This is a genomic window from Pseudoalteromonas sp. OF7H-1, assembly GCF_022347825.1.
GTDB classification, from domain to species: domain Bacteria; phylum Pseudomonadota; class Gammaproteobacteria; order Enterobacterales; family Alteromonadaceae; genus Pseudoalteromonas; species Pseudoalteromonas maricaloris.
On record NZ_JAKRFX010000013.1, the window covers coordinates 68664 to 84326 of the forward strand.

A 15663-nucleotide genomic window follows, 5' to 3' on the forward strand; every position below is an offset into this window, starting at 1 on the left:
CCGGCTATCTAGATAGCCGGGTTTTTTATTTTTTGTCTAGATCTTAATCAATACTGTTCTATGCTGTTATAGGTACTTCCATAGCAACAGGGAATTAGGTTATGTCTGGGTTTTCGCAATTTTTTAACTCTCTTAATTTAACTAAAAAGCTGATTTTTGCATTTCTAATCGTCGCGCTCGTGCCGTTGATAGTAATTATTTCCATCGCACTTAATACCGCATCGAATGCCATGACAGCGCAAGTATATTCACAACTTGGTGCCGTTAGTGAGATCAAAAAAAGCGCGGTTAATCGCTACTTTAAGACCGTTGAGGATAAACTCGATGCCTTTACAGCAAACCCATTGCTTCCTGTGATTGCACAAGAGTTTATTACCAGCTTTCCTAGCGCTCAGGCCGATATTAACTATGCCAAATTATCTCGATTTTATGATGAAGTGTTCGTACCTAAATTCAATCAAGAAAACCCCGAAGATACGAGCACAGCAAGGCTCATTGGTAACATTTCAGAGTCTGGGCTTGCGCTGCAAGCACGTTACTTAGCAAGCAACCCCTACCCAGTTGGTGAAAAGTACAAATTTATTGAAACCGGTCACTTAGATAGTTATGACCTTGCTCACCGCAGTTACCATCCATATATGCTTAATATCGCCGACATTTATGAGTTTTACGATATCTTTATCATTGACCCAAGTAATGGAAATATTGTCTATTCTGTATTTAAAGAGGTTGATTTTGCTACGTCACTAGAATCGGGTCCTTATGCCAATAGTAATCTAGCTTCTCTTTATCGAGAACTGAAGGACTCAGCGGATCCAACAATCAGCGCTTTCGCAGACTACAAACAATACCTCCCCTCCTATAATGCCCCCGCTAGTTTTATTGCCAAACCTATCGTGGTGAATGGCCAAACCATTGCAATTGTAGCTGCACAGCTATCTATTGATGCCATCAATGCCATTATGACCGAGCGAGAAGGCTTAGGAGAAAGTGGTGAAACCTACCTAGTCGGCCCTGAGGGTCTGATGCGTTCAGACTCATTCTTAGATCCACAACATCATTCCGTGGTGAATTCATTTCGATACCCTGAACGCGGCAAGGTAGCCACGCTTGCAGTCTCTCAAGCATTAAATAATCAATCTGGACAACAGGTTATTGAAGACTACAACGGCGAAGCCGTGTTGTCTGCCTATACACCGGTCGAAGTCTTTAATACCCGTTGGGCACTGCTTGCCGAAATTGACGAAGCGGAAGCATTTGCTTCTATCACCTCGCTCTCTCAATACCTGATGATTATTTTAGCGGTCACTATAGTGTTAGTACTGATAGTCGCCTACTGGTTCTCAAAAACGCTTACCAAACCTGTTCACGAGTTGGTAGAAACCATGAAATCAGTTGAGCAGGAAGGCAACTTTTCATTGCGAGCGCCCATTCGTAGCCACGATGAAATAGGCAACAGTGCACAGGCATTTAATTCACTACTGGATGCCTTACAGCTTTCTATCACTGAGGCTAATCGCGTCATGAATCAAATGGCCTCGGGCAAGTTTGACGACCGCATAAAAGTACCGTGTCGGGGCGAGCTAGAAACCCTAAAAGAAGCCACTAACCACTGTGCCAATACGTTAAGCCGAGCTATTTCTGAACTGAATGAAATTTCCATCGATATGGCAAATGGTCGCTTCGATACCAAACTTAATGCTCCCATGTCTGGCGATTTAGACAAGCTCAAAAATAATATTAACGATTCTTTGGCATCGATTAATTCGACTATGAACGGTATTGTTCATGTCATGACTAATATTGAACAGGGTAACTTTAAGGAGCAAGTAACCGTACCCGCTAAAGGAAAACTAGCGCAGCTCAAAGATTCGGTAAATAATTCCGTACGCAGCCTTAGCAGTGCGATTGACGGTATCAGCACGATTATGTCTGCACTACGCCAAGGCGACTTTTCTGCGCAACTCGAGGCCCCTCTCGCAGGCCAATTAGATACCTTAAAACAAGATATCAACTCCAGCATGGCAAACCTAGACAGAGTAATGAAAGAAATCGGCACTGTGATGGCTGGCGTCAGCAACGGCGACTTTAAACAACAAGTGGACGTAGCAGCAACGGGTCAGCTCGCGCAACTTAAAGATAATATCAATGCTTCTGTGACCGCCGTTGATGTTGCTATCTCGGAAATCTCTACGGTGATGATGGCTATTAGCCATGGTCGATTTGACCGCACCATTCAATCTGCGATGTCTGGCCAGCTCGATAATCTCAAAGGTGATATTAACCGTTCGGTCGAGAACCTCAATCAAGTCATTGAAGAACTCGGCAGCGTAATGGGCGCAATGTCCGAAGGAGACTTTAGTCAAAAAATAGAGTTGCCACTACAAGGTCAACTGCAACAACTTAAAGAGAATGTAAATGACTCGACTTTACAGGTCTCTGGGGCTATCTCCGAAGTCAGCAGTGTATTGGCTAACGTTGCTCAAGGTGACTTAAGTAATCAAGTAAAGGGTGAATATTTTGGCGTGTTTAAGTCTCTTCAGAATGACACCAATACCACAATTAAAAAACTCACCAGTGTAATCGAAGGGATCCAAGCCGCAGCAAATTATGTTGCTCAAAGTGCCGGTGAAATAGCGGCGAGTAACACCGAAATCAGCCAACGCACAGAAGAGCAAGCAGCAAACTTAGAAGAAGCCAGTGCCAGCACCGGCAATATGTTAGATGAACTCACTAAAGTTTCAAACCAATCTGGTGATGCCGTAGGACTAGCAACAAACGCAGAAAACATAGCCAAAGAAGGAGGCAGTTTATCTGCCCAAACCGTAGCTGCAATAATTGAAGTGAACAAAGCCAGTAAAGACATTAATGAGATTGTATCGGTGATTGATGGACTTGCGTTTCAAACCAACCTGCTGGCACTAAATGCTGCCGTTGAAGCGGCACGAGCAGGGGAAAATGGCCGTGGCTTTGCTGTCGTTGCAAACGAAGTACGAGAGCTGGCAGGGCGTAGCGCCGCTTCTGCAAAGCAAATCAAAGAAATTATCTCAAACAGTAATCAAAAGGTAGAGCAAGGGACTGAACTTGCCAATAGTTCCGGTGAAAAGCTGCAACAAATCGTTGGTGCCGTGAGTGATGTAAATAACAACATCATTAAAATCAATGAGTCGACTTCAATGCAGCAACAAGCCATTAAAGAAGTGGATTTGGTGGTGCAAAGGCTAACGGATCTTATTCAAGAAAACTCTGCAATTACCGAAGAAACGATGGCAGCGGCGAGGCAAATGGCTGAGCAAGCCCATGAAATGCGCACCCAGTTGAGCTATTTCCGTTTATCAAAGAATGATTATAGCGCCACTGGCAGAGAAGGTGAATTGCTTGTGCATCAATATAATGCATCTTAGGGCCTGTTGAGTTTCGAGTTAGAGCATGCCCAACTAAGCTTTTTAGTTGGGCATGTTATGCATGTACCAATGTGTATTATGCCAGCGTAAATTTATCCGCATCGAGATGGGCTGGAAATTTAGCTTTATATTGCTGCAAGTCGCTCAGCTCTAACTTTACGGTAATAACTTCTGCTTGGTCATCTGCTGCCGAAACAAGACTCTTACCATTGAAGTCAATCGCTTTAGTACCGCCATTATGCGCAGTGCCATACCCATCTTCACCTACGCGATTTACCGCAAGCACAAAGCACTGATTCTCGATTGCACGAGCAGCCAGTAGAGTATCCCAATGATTTCGGCGTGCCGCTGGCCAGTTTGCAATATTAATCATAACCTCATAATCGTTCTGATTACGCTGAAATACTGGAAAACGTAAGTCATAGCAGATCTGCGGTAAGAATTTAATGCCTTTTAATTCGAACACTTCACGGTGCTCACCAGCAACCACAAAATCCCCCTCATTACCCAAACAGAATAAGTGTCTTTTGTCATAATGAAGTATCTTTCCATCCGGCTGGCACCACACCATACGGTTGGCCTTTTTATCTCCTTGCGGAACCAGTACGCTGCCTGCTACAACAGCTCCAAAGCGCTGAACACATTGCTGTAAAAACTCGATGGCTGCATCAGCATAGCGCTCAACATCCGGCTCTTTTACGGCGAAGCCGGTAGCAAATGTTTCTGGTAGCAAAATTAAATCGCTTGGCTCGACATTTTCTAACAAACGTTCAATATGGGTAAAGTTGGCCTCAGGTGAAAGCCACTGGATATCTGTTTGAACAAGGGTAACGGTTAAAGTTGACATAAGCGTTTTGCAGCCTCTTCTAATGTCTGGTTTTCCTTAGCAAAGCACAATCGTATGACCTTGTCTTCAGGTGCTTGTTGGTAAAAAACGCTGAGTGGCACTGCCGCAACCCCAACCTCTTCCACCAGATAGCGACAAAAGGCAACATCATCAAGATCAGAAATTTTACTGTAATCCAAAAGCAAAAAATAAGTCCCTTCACTTGGTAATAGCGTAAATCGGCTTGACGCTAACGCCTTAATCAGAACATCGCGTTTTTGTTGATAAAATCCACTCAGCTCATCAACGTGCTCAGGGTGTTCAGCAAGCATATCAGCCAATGCAAGTTGTGCCGGAGTGAAACTTGAGAACGTTACATACTGATGGATTTTTCTAAATTCAACAGTCATTTGCTTTGGCGCCACACAGTAACCCATTTTCCAGCCTGTACTATGAAAGGTTTTACCAAAGCTAGAGATCACAAACGCACGCTCAAACAATGCAGGATCAGTTAATGCGCTCAGATGGGGCAAACCATCAAAGGTAATATGCTCGTATACTTCATCACTGATCAATAACAGATCATGCTGATTTAGCAGCTGTTTTAGTTGCTCTAAATCTGACGGCTTCAGCGTTTTAGCCGACGGGTTATGCGGTGTATTGATGATAATAGCACGGGTATTTGGGTTGATACTCGCTGCGACTTGTTGCCAATCAATTTGGTAGTGCGGCGCAGTCAATGCAATATGCACGGCTTTCCCGCCAGCAAGTTCAATTGCAGGCTCATAAGAGTCGTAAGCCGGATCGAATACAATAACTTCGTCCCCTTCAGATACTATTGCCTGAATTGCCACGAAGAGTGCTTCCGTTGCACCCGAGGTCACCGTGATCTGTTCTTGTCCTGAAACCCTCACCTGATAGCGACGTTCAATTAATGCCGCAACTTGTGCTTGCAAGCTCGGTACGCCGGCAGAAGGCGAATACTGGTTTTGACCTTCGCCAACATAGTGGCTCAGTTGCGATTTTAGGTAATCATGCGCATCAAACTCCGGAAAGCCTTGCGATAAGTTGATCGCACCATGCTCGTTCGCTAATGCCGTCATTTGGCTAAATATACTAATTCCAACCTGAGGTAACTTACTTTTCACTGCAACACTCTCTTTCTTATGGTGCTAATCGTGAGTGGATGCTATCATTGCTCAAAATAGATGTATAGCCGTCCAAACGCATTTAATTTATAGGTGTTAACTATGCACACACAAGCCGCAAAACTCGCGCTTATCGACGCAGGAGCTTGGGTTGCTCAGCAAGGCTGGGTTCCCGCGACTGGTGGTAATTTCTCTATCAAAACAGACTCTGGCTTTGTTGTCACGGCCAGCGGCTTTGATAAAGGTAAATTAACACCAGAACAATTTCTGGAATTAGACACCACAGGCACCATCATTGCAGGTAATGGCAAGCCTTCAGCTGAAACCGCATTGCACCTAAAATTATATGAATTATGCGCGAGTGCACAGTGTATATTACACACGCATTCCGTTGCTGCGACTGTGTTATCGCGATTTATTCAAGGCGAGCAATTTCAGATCAGTGGTTATGAAATGCAAAAGTCACTGTCTGGCATTCAATCGCATGAAGAAACCTTATCCATTGCTATTTTCGATAACGATCAGGATATAGAGCGACTAGCACAGCGCGTGGCGCAATCTCATCAAACTACACCGGTTATACACGGTGTATTGATCCGAGGTCACGGGTTATACGCAGTGGGCCGTACAGTACAAGAAACTCGTCGTCATATTGAGGGCTTAGAGTTTTTATTTGCCTGCGAATTAGAACGCATTAAATTGGAGGGGCGCCAATGATCAAAGCCATTTTAACAGATATTGAAGGGACAATTACCCGTATCTCATTTGTTAAAGAGATACTATTCCCGTATGCCGCTGCGCATTTACCGCAATTTATTCGCGACCATCAGCATGACACCGCCGTTGCCGAGCAAATTAGTGCCGTCAGAGCAGAATTGGATAATGCCAACGCTGATATTGATACCGTGATTGCCGCACTACTTGAGTGGATCGCCGCAGATAAAAAAATCACGCCATTAAAACAGCTACAGGGTCTCGTTTGGCAGTTTGGCTATACAAACGGCGATTTTACCGGACATTTGTACGAAGATGCCTACCAGTTTTTAACACAACAAAAAGCGAATGGTCGCAACCTCTACGTGTATTCCTCGGGTTCAGTGAAAGCGCAGCAGCTACTTTTTGCGCACTCAGACTATGGTGACATTCGCCCGCTATTTAGTGACTACTTTGATACTAAAGTGGGTGCTAAGCAGGAAGTCTCGGCGTATCAGAACATTATTGCAGCCTTACCGTATGAAGCAGAGCAAATCCTCTTTTTAAGCGATATCGTAGCCGAGCTAGACGCAGCAAAGGCCGCTGGTATGCACACATTACAACTGTTTAGAGATGCACAAACAACATCACCTGAACATCCAGTTATATCAAGCTTTGACCATTTTGATGAAGGGGCATTTTCATGAGTCAACTGACTATCTACCAGGTACAGAATCCAAGCCAAGCTTTACAACAAGAGCAAGACGCAAACATCATCGCATCTTTGCTCGCAGAGCAAGGCGTACGCTTTGAACAATGGCAGGCTAACACCGATATCACAGCTGAAATGTCACAAGACGACATTATTAGTGCCTACCAGCGCGATATTGAAAGATTAAAAGCGCAAGGCGGTTATCAAACTGTCGACGTGATTTCACTCGCAAAGGGCAACCCTAGTGCCTCGGAGTTGCGACAAAAATTTCTTTTTGAACATACTCATAGCGAAGATGAAGTGCGTTTTTTTGTTAAAGGACAAGGGCTATTCTGCTTACACTTAAACGATAAGGTTTACCAAGTTTTATGTCAGCAAGGTGACCTAATCTCAGTGCCAGAAAATACGCCTCATTGGTTCGATATGGGTAGCGATCCAGAATTTACCGCCATTCGCCTATTCAATAATCAAGAGGGTTGGGTTGCAAAAAGCACGGACTCTGAAATTGCAAAGCAGTTTCCATTACTTGATTAATACAAGTCTAAATACTCACAGTGCTAACGAAGCGCTGTGAGTGCTTGCTTACTCATGTTAGGCTCGCAACCTTCAACAAAATACACACCGATATGGTTATCACGATAAGCGTGATTATATTTACCGAAAAAATCTGCTTGAAACTTAAATCCAGCGTCGTCCAACTCAACCAAAAGCTTATCCACCACATCCCACGACATTGTCAGTGGTGAAAAAAGCAAACTATTTGTGTGCATGCCGGTTGGAATTTCGGCCTCAGAGGGCAATATAACTAAGCTATCTGTCGTATCGATAAACAATTGTTCAAACACCTGAGGGGAGCAACTTGCAACTATATGGATGTAGGTTTTTTGCGGCTGAATAGAGTGGCAACTGCATAAGGCCAGTACAACCACACCAATAATGAACCATCCCTTCATTAGCGACTTTCCTTACTTCAAAGTCCCCATAGTAGAACAGCTTGTCTCCAAAAATAAAATGAAGATTTTGTGACTACTTCACGAAAAAAGCGGTAAGCAAAACGCATTTGCGTGCCAATAGCAGGCTATTAGCACGCAAATTCAACGTGATCAGCACCAAGTCAGTACCATAGAGGCGTTACATACTTAAATACTACAGAGTAATCAACAGCATGCTGCGATGTTCAGAAACAAAACTGTAGCTAATATAGCTTTAAATTACAAAGTTCTAAGTAGCTCTTCCTTCACTTCCATAAAAACTATAACTGCAGAGGTTTTTCTAGGAATGCGAGCACTTTCTTAAAGTATTTCAGACGATGTTCCGGTTTATAGAAACCATGCCCTTCATCTTCAAGTAAGTAATACTGATAAGACTTATCAGCCTTTTTCAGTGCATCAATTAAAGATTCCGCTTGTTCAATTGGCGCTCTTTGGTCCTCACCACCATGTACGATAAGGACAGGAACCTTAAGCTTATCGACATTATAGCTTGGAGAAAATGCCTTTAACTGTTTCTCATCGGTACCAAGTACACGTTCTAAATATGCGACCCCTGAGCTACGCTGAGCAACATCACCTTCTTCAAACATCAGTGGTAAATCGTATACACCAACAACACCGACTGCACATTGGAATAAGTCGGGTTCTAATATTGCGCTTTGCAATGCAGAATAACCGCCAAAACTTGCCCCCATAATACAAATCCGCTTTTTATCGACGATACCCTTGGAGATTAAGTCACGGGTTCCATCAATGATGTCATATTGAATTTCCTTGCCCCACTTTTGGTAGCCAAGCACTTCAAATGCATCTCCATAACCACCAGAACCTCGAAAGTTAACTTGTAATACAGCCATTCCTCTGCTCGCTAGCATTTGTACCTCAGGGTCAAACTGCCAATAATCTCTTGGCCCATGAGGTCCACCATGAGGCATAACAATCAGAGGAAGGTTTTTCTTTTCTGCGTTTATTGGTGTTGTGAGATATCCATGAATAGTAAGTCCATCACGGCTTGTGAATTTAACAGGCTCGACTGTAGACATTTGATTTGGTTTAATCCAGCCTCTTGCAGACGCCAGATATTTCATCTTGTTAGCTTTACTATCATAAAGGTAATAATCCCCAGGATTGGTATCGCTGCTTGCGAATACAACCACTTGTCCACCATCTCTCGTGCTACTTACAATACGTATTTGATTTCCAGGGATCGAAGCTATCAGCGACTTTAAGCGTTGACTCCAATCAGCACTTTCATCAATAAATGCATAGGTAGGATATCCGGGGTCTAGTTCAATAGCGAAAGGGGATTTATCAATCGGATCTATCCATACTTTTGTTGGATCAACCACTTTATCTTGAAAAACATGAGTAAGTTTTTTGCTTTCTAAGCCTAATTTATAGAAGGCCATGGGCTCACCAGCCGTAGATGCTGAAAGATAAACTGACGTTCCAGATTTATCGAATCCATGCATCCAGAAATCATCTAAGTTGTTTTCTAATGTGAGCTCAGCCCATTTTGAGCCTGCTTCTTCACGGATGAACACTAATGAATTGCCATCATCATCCTCAGACACAACGGCGCGAACCTCTCCTTGGTGATCGGTCAAAAAGCGCCCCATTTTTTTTGGAGAATTTGTCACTTTGCGCCTGACACCAGTATGAACGTTAACCTCGTAAACTCGTGTAGTAGGCTCTTTCGAGCCAGTCCAAGGATAGGTCACAATCAACATCTTGTTTTCGTCATTGACCAAAGGATCAAGAATATAAGATGTACCATACAGCGGGGTAGCTTTGCGCAAACGAGACCCCGTTTGTCCCTCACCTTGGTAACCCACCAAATACTTACCACGGCTTCCATCTACATTTACGCCGAATAACTCACCATGAAACTCAGGGTGATCTTTCCAGCCTCTAATATATTCCTTTTCTAATACTACACGGTCATCATTCACCCATTCATAGCGGCCAATTTGAGCATTGTCATTGAATCGCACGGCGTGAATGAGTTTGAATTTATCAAGTTGTAAAAAACCTAATGTGTTTTTACCTTCCCTTTTTGTGATAAAGCTAAGATATTCTCCGTTAGGTGATATCTTTACATCGGAAAACTCACTACCTTTACTAAACGACTCTAGTGGTATTTCCTGTTTAGCGAATGCCTTAGCAGCTAAGGGCAACAACATCAAAGCAATAAACTTCTTCATCCTGTTTTACTTTCTCCATTTATATCGAAGCACAAAATGGGGACATTTTAACAAGATTTTGGATTTACGAGTAGTTAAAGTAATTACAAATGTTTAACTTTGTGAAAATACACCTAGGGCAACCTCATCACCCGTAAACAACCCCGTATCCAGCACCCATCCGGTGATCAAACTCGCTGGTGTAACATCGAATGCTGGGTTGTATACCTCAGCATTGTTGGGTGCCCATTGGCAATCACCAAAACTACCACTGACACCTGTTACTTCGCTTTTGGCGCGTTGTTCGATTGGAATGGCTGCGCCATTTGGACAACTGCGATCTAATGTTGTGATCGGGGCAACCACATAAAAAGGAATATTATGGAAATGGGCTAACACCGCGAGATTATAAGTGCCGACTTTATTCGCAAAATCACCGTTTGCCGCAATCCTATCTGCCCCCACAAAGACTTTATCGACTTTACCCGCCGCCATTAAACTCGCAGCCATATTGTCACAAATTAGCGTGTATGGGATTTGCCATGCATCTAGCTCGAACGCAGTAAGCCGACCACCTTGTAACAGTGGCCTAGTCTCATCAACCCAAACATGAATGTCACCATGTTGTTTTGCAGCATGATGGATTACGCCCAGAGCGGTGCCTACACCGGCCGTTGCCAGCGCGCCAGTATTACAGTGAGTAAGAATATTGTCTCCCGCATTCACAAGCTCGGCACCAATGTTTGCCATACGGTCGCATAACGCAGTGTCTTCTTCAAATAACTGTTCAGCGGTTGTGATCACTTGTTGTTGCCAATCAATCGCTTGCAACGCTTCACGCAATTTCGCCATGCAGTGCATTAAATTCACCGCAGTAGGGCGCGTGGCCTCAAGTTCATCTATCGAACGGGCAATTGCGTCTTTATCTTCTCCTTGTTCGACGAGATAACCAATTAACAAACTTGCCGCTAAACCGATAAGCGGAGCGCCGCGAACCTTAAGTGTCAGAATGAGCTCGCTCATCGTCGCAACGTCGCGGCATTCATGCCACATCTGTTGATGTGGCAGTAAGTATTGATCCAATACCTGTACCACGCCCGATTCGAATTTAAGACTACGTGCAATTAAGGTTTTCATGACATCCCGCTCTTTCAAAGTGTACTAATGATATTTTACATCAAGATCTAAAGAAGTATAGACATCTAAACATTTAAAAATATAGAATGCTAATAGCAAAAATCCACAAGGTGCAGAAACATGTCGAGCTACATTGAATTTGATGCAAAAAAAGTTATTGATTACATTACTAATTTAGGAAGCTTCTTTGATAAAGATGCAAGCTTATCTTGTTATGAGTTTGGTGATGGCAATCTGAATTTGGTTTTCCGCGTACAAGATACGCAAGAAAATAGCATCATCGTCAAGCAAGCTTTGCCTTATGCTCGATGTGTGGGTGAGAGCTGGCCTCTTACATTAGACAGAGCCAGAATTGAAGCTAGTGTGTTACAACGCCATGGTGAGATCTGCCCAGATACCACAGCAAAAGTGTTGCACCATAATACGGAGTTAGCACTAACCGTGCTGGAAGATCTTGGCCATCTACGCATTTTACGCGGTGAATTAAACCAAGCGAACACCTTTACAAGGCTCAGCAAAGACGTCGCAAATTATCTAGCAAAAACCAGCTTTTACCACTCAAGCTTTTACTTAACACCGAGTGAAAAGAAAGCCCTAGTCACCGAGTTTACTAATCCCGAACTGTGCGCTATCACAGAAGATTTATTCTTTGACGACCCATACCGCGATGCTGAAAGAAACAACTTTCCAGAGGCGTTGCAATCGTCTGTGGAAATGCTGAGAAAAAATAAGACGTTATTAGTTGAAGTGGCAAAACTCAAAGCCCAATTTCTCAATGCACCAGAAACTTTACTTCACGGTGATGTCCATACTGGCAGTATTTTCGTCGACGCCGAGCACACTAAGCTAATCGATCCAGAGTTTGGCTTTTTTGGCCCCATAGGCTTTGATTTAGGCTCATTTATCGGCAATTTACTGCTTAACTACTGTGCCCAACATGCTCGTATTAACGCTCTGCCAAAACGTCGAAATATGCAGGTGTATTTACTCGATAATATCGCCACCACCCTATCTAACTTCTATGCCACTTGGCTTGAACTGGCGAAAACACAAACACGCGATCTCTCATTGCAAGCAGATGGCTATGCGGAATACTTCCTCACCAAGGTACTGCAAGACGCGGTTGGTTATTGTGGGTGTGAATTGATCCGCCGCACCATTGGTCTCGCACATGTTGCAGACATTGATGCGATTGAAGATGAAGACGCGCGCTTAGCGGTACAACAGCGAGCACTACACTTAGGTGAACATCTCATCATTAATGCCAATAAATGCCGAACGACCGATGATGTGTACCAGCTAATAATTAGTTTTGTAAACTAAACAAGTTTAGAATCACAAAATAAAAAAGCCCAAGGTTACTACTTTGGGCTTTTTTATTAGAGGGATAATCTCGATTACTTACGCGCTTGATTCATCGTGGTTTCAATATATTTGTCGATTTGCTCTTCAAGCACATATAATGGCACAGAGCCATGACGTAAGATTTGGTGGTGAAATTCACGGATATCAAATTGATCACCCAGTGTTTTTTCCGCTTTGCGACGTAGCCGCTTAATGGTTAGTTCACCAATTTTGTATGACAGTGCTTGAGCTGGCCACGAGATATAACGATCAGTCTCCGTTTTAACATTATGTAAGGACAAGGCAGTGTTGTCTTTCATAAAGTTCATCGCTCGTTCGCGGCTCCAACCAAACATATGCATGCCGGTGTCTACAACCAAACGAGCCGCTCGCCACATCTCGTAGGTTAGACGACCAAAGTCACTGTAAGGGTCTTGATAAAACCCCGCTTCAATACCCAAAAACTCAGAGTATAAGCCCCACCCTTCACCAAAAGCTGAAATATATTCGTTACGACGATATTCTGGTAGGTAATCAAGCTCAGCATTCAAGGAGATCTGCAAATGGTGACCAGGCACGGCCTCATGTAGAGTCAATGCTTCTAATACGTATAACGGGCGCTTATCCAGTGCGTAGGTATTTACCCAATAGTAGCCTGCATCAGTATCACTGCGTGCCCCCGAATAACGCCCAGTCGTATATTTAGGCGCAATGCTCGCAGGTACTGGGGCGACACCGTATGGCTTTCTTGGTAATGTATGGAATAGCTTAGGTAGCTGAGCATCCATCTTCTTTGCTATATATGCGGCTTCTTTAAGTAACGCTTCGGGGGTTTTAGCATAAAACTGTGGATCGGTTCTTAAGAACTGCACAAAGTCAGCAAAAGATCCCTTAAAGCCTACTTTTTTAATAATTTTTTCCATCTCCGCACGGATCCGAGCCACCTCTTTGAGACCAAGTTCGTGGATCTCTTTAGGCGTCATATTCGTGGTGGTATAGTATTTCGCTCGATTCGCATAAAACGCCTCACCATTTGGTGTCGAAGAAATTCCAATTTCGGTCCTAGCCGCAGGACGATACTCATTGACAAAGAAATTAAGGTAATCTTCATACGCTGCGATCACATCGCCTTTAATAATCTTTTTGGCACGCTGTTGCAGTGCTTTAAATTCGGCATCAGGTAAACCCGCTTGGTTTTGTGTAAACGGGCCATAAAACTCGGATTTTGTCACATCATCAACGATATAAGCTTCGATAGAACTTTCATAACCTTCAAGCACAGCTTTCGGCTGAGTCAGGCCAACCGCTATACCTTCTTTCATCCAGTCGATATTTTGCTCAAAATAGCGTGGAACCTGCTGCAAACGTGCCAAATATAGCTCGTAACCTGCACGCTTCTTAAAGTCATGACTCGAGATCATAAAAGACAGACCGGAATGAAAACCGTACTCCGAGGTGAGCGGCATATAATGGCTATGAAACCGATATTCATCGACGTTATTCTGCACTTGTGCACGCAATATCGTGAGATTGATTTGGTTTTCCTCACTTAGCGCTGAAGTGTCGATATTATCGAGCTGAGCCAAAAACTGTAGACGCTGCTGATTTGTGGTCGCCAACTTTTCTGCACTGAGGTTTGGTAGCAGAAACTCTGCTTTTGTATCACTGCGACCATAGGCATTGTTATCACTTCTAAATTTCATAACGCTGCCAGCTATTTGAGTAAACTCAGCGTTATTGTCAGTTCCGGTGATAGCACAACCAGATAAGGCGACAGTTAAATAAACGGCGACGCTTGAACGTTTAGTCCACAGCTTTAATTTTGGTGATAACACGCTGACTTCCTCAATACTTTGTTGTTACTCAGTTCGCGGTAAAGTAGCCAAAAAATAATGATTATCCATCGCTCTGAGCTTTGTTATGGTGAAATGAACTTTCTGCTAGTCAAAGTAGGAGAGTCCCGTAACAGATGCAACTTAATTCGATAGAATCACGAATATCTCAGATCGAATACAATTTACCCAACCTAGTAAAAATTGATGAGAAAATCAGCAATTCAACAAAAAAATGTAAATTTTCTATTTCAAAGACAAATTTTTTACTTTTAAATTCGGACGATACAGATTAATGTAGGTCTAGTGCAATTAGGACAAGAGTTACACCGAAGGAGCTGGTGGTAGTTCATTAACGTTTGATAATTAATTGTTGTGGTAAATGAAATGATGTTCCATGATCCCATGGCTGTTGCCCAAGAAAAAATGACACAGGTGTGCCTGTTTTTAGAGCAACATCATTTGCCGCCTACGCCTTTAAATTATCAGGTTGCTTATACCCATATTAGCGCCACGAACAAAGATCTCGACTGTGCCATCAACAAAGCCATCAAAGCGCACACAAAAATAGACTGCGTATTCATTGAGCAACTCTACTATCAGTTTCTAGATCAAGGACAAAGAACACAATCAGAACTACTTGAAGGCGTTGATTCTTTGGTGACTGAATTACACGAAAATGCAGAAACCTCACAAAAGCAGGTTATTCGCTTTGCCCAACAAGTCAGTCAATGTGTGCATAATTTAGATGAACACAACATTCAAAAGAGTAAGCGCGCACTATCAACACTCACCAAACAAACTGAGCTATTGCTAAAACAGCACAAACAATTTAAACAAGCGTTAATAAAATCGCGTTTAGATTATGAACGTAATCAAAAGTTACTACTCGACTTGCGTAAACAACACTTATTAGACCCACAAACGGGTCTTTATAAGCGTCACTATCTTCATCAAAAAGTGTCCCTATGGCAATCGCAGCAAAAATCCGTCTGTGCGCTTTCTATACAAGTTGATAACCTTGACGAGTTTTCAACGCGGTTTGGTGATGTTGTGGGTGAAGTTGTGCTTAATCGTATCGCCAATAATATCAAACGTTATGTCGTTGAAAGCGGCTTACCTGGTCGCACAGGAAAAAAAGAATTCACGGTTATCCTTGCCGATGTAGATTTAGATACCGCGAGTGTTATCGCGGAAAAAGTGCGTAAAGGTGTTGAGCGATTAAAGTTTGTCAGCGCGAAAGGGAAAATTCCATTACCTAATGTGTCTCTGGCCCTTGGGATAGCCCAACTTGCACCAGAGCAAGACTTTAATATGTTGGCAAAACGCGCAGGTTACGCTGCACAGAAAGCACATTCTCTCGGCCAACACTGTTATATTAGTCACTGATCC

The 15663-nt window shown here is 43.2% G+C and carries 12 protein-coding genes; 6 read left to right on the top strand and 6 right to left on the bottom strand.

Annotation, left to right across the window (positions count from 1 at the left end):
• The first annotated feature begins 101 nt into the window (after positions 1-101).
• Positions 102-3404 carry a methyl-accepting chemotaxis protein gene (locus MHN30_RS16070; protein ID WP_130165117.1) on the top strand — a complete coding sequence of 1101 codons (3303 nt, stop codon included), beginning with the start codon at positions 102-104 and terminating at the stop codon, positions 3402-3404.
• A 76-nt stretch (positions 3405-3480) separates the two neighbouring features.
• Here MHN30_RS16070 and MHN30_RS16075 read toward each other — a convergent pair whose 3' ends face one another.
• Complete coding sequence (locus MHN30_RS16075) at positions 3481-4251, bottom strand: amidohydrolase (RefSeq protein ID WP_130165118.1); 771 nt, start codon at positions 4249-4251, stop codon at positions 3481-3483.
• The gene (locus MHN30_RS16080) at positions 4239-5378 is read right to left on the bottom strand and encodes a methionine aminotransferase (protein WP_130165119.1); all 1140 of its coding nucleotides are present in this window, start codon (positions 5376-5378) and stop codon (positions 4239-4241) included. Before MHN30_RS16080 ends, MHN30_RS16075 begins: the two co-directional genes overlap by 13 nt.
• A gap of 102 nt (positions 5379-5480) precedes the next feature.
• Here MHN30_RS16080 and MHN30_RS16085 point away from each other — a divergent pair, with 102 nt between their 5' ends.
• Genes MHN30_RS16085 through MHN30_RS16095 form a run of 3 tightly spaced genes read left to right on the top strand, consistent with a single transcriptional unit; the run spans position 5481 to position 7317 of the window.
• Complete coding sequence (locus MHN30_RS16085) at positions 5481-6095, top strand: methylthioribulose 1-phosphate dehydratase (protein WP_130165120.1); 615 nt, start codon at positions 5481-5483, stop codon at positions 6093-6095.
• Positions 6092-6778, top strand: a complete 687-nt coding sequence (gene mtnC, locus MHN30_RS16090; RefSeq protein WP_130165121.1) for an acireductone synthase — start codon at positions 6092-6094, stop codon at positions 6776-6778. The genes MHN30_RS16085 and mtnC overlap by 4 nt, the downstream gene beginning before the upstream one ends.
• Positions 6775-7317, top strand: a complete 543-nt coding sequence (locus MHN30_RS16095) for a cupin domain-containing protein (protein ID WP_130165122.1) — start codon at positions 6775-6777, stop codon at positions 7315-7317. Before mtnC ends, MHN30_RS16095 begins: the two co-directional genes overlap by 4 nt.
• Positions 7318-7340: 23 nt before the next feature.
• On the opposite strand, the gene MHN30_RS16100 is transcribed toward MHN30_RS16095, so the two are convergent.
• The 3 genes from MHN30_RS16100 to mtnA form a co-directional block, all read right to left on the bottom strand.
• Positions 7341-7736, bottom strand: a complete 396-nt coding sequence (locus tag MHN30_RS16100; protein WP_239360338.1) for a hypothetical protein — start codon at positions 7734-7736, stop codon at positions 7341-7343.
• Positions 7737-8035: 299 nt separating this feature from the next.
• Positions 8036-9979, bottom strand: coding sequence for a S9 family peptidase (locus MHN30_RS16105; protein WP_039493413.1), 1944 nt, complete (start codon positions 9977-9979; stop codon positions 8036-8038).
• A gap of 93 nt (positions 9980-10072) precedes the next feature.
• Positions 10073-11095, bottom strand: coding sequence for an S-methyl-5-thioribose-1-phosphate isomerase (gene mtnA, locus MHN30_RS16110; protein ID WP_239360339.1), 1023 nt, complete (start codon positions 11093-11095; stop codon positions 10073-10075).
• A 120-nt stretch (positions 11096-11215) separates the two neighbouring features.
• On the opposite strand from mtnA, the gene mtnK reads away from it, so the two are divergent.
• Positions 11216-12418 carry an S-methyl-5-thioribose kinase gene (gene mtnK / locus MHN30_RS16115; RefSeq protein ID WP_239360340.1) on the top strand — a complete coding sequence of 401 codons (1203 nt, stop codon included), beginning with the start codon at positions 11216-11218 and terminating at the stop codon, positions 12416-12418.
• A 74-nt stretch (positions 12419-12492) separates the two neighbouring features.
• On the opposite strand, the gene MHN30_RS16120 is transcribed toward mtnK, so the two are convergent.
• Positions 12493-14274 carry a DUF885 domain-containing protein gene (locus MHN30_RS16120; RefSeq protein WP_239360341.1) on the bottom strand — a complete coding sequence of 594 codons (1782 nt, stop codon included), beginning with the start codon at positions 14272-14274 and terminating at the stop codon, positions 12493-12495.
• Between the two features lie 384 nt (positions 14275-14658).
• Between MHN30_RS16120 and MHN30_RS16125 the strand changes: the two genes are divergently transcribed.
• Complete coding sequence (locus tag MHN30_RS16125; RefSeq protein ID WP_039493405.1) at positions 14659-15660, top strand: GGDEF domain-containing protein; 1002 nt, start codon at positions 14659-14661, stop codon at positions 15658-15660.
• Positions 15661-15663 lie beyond the last annotated feature (3 nt).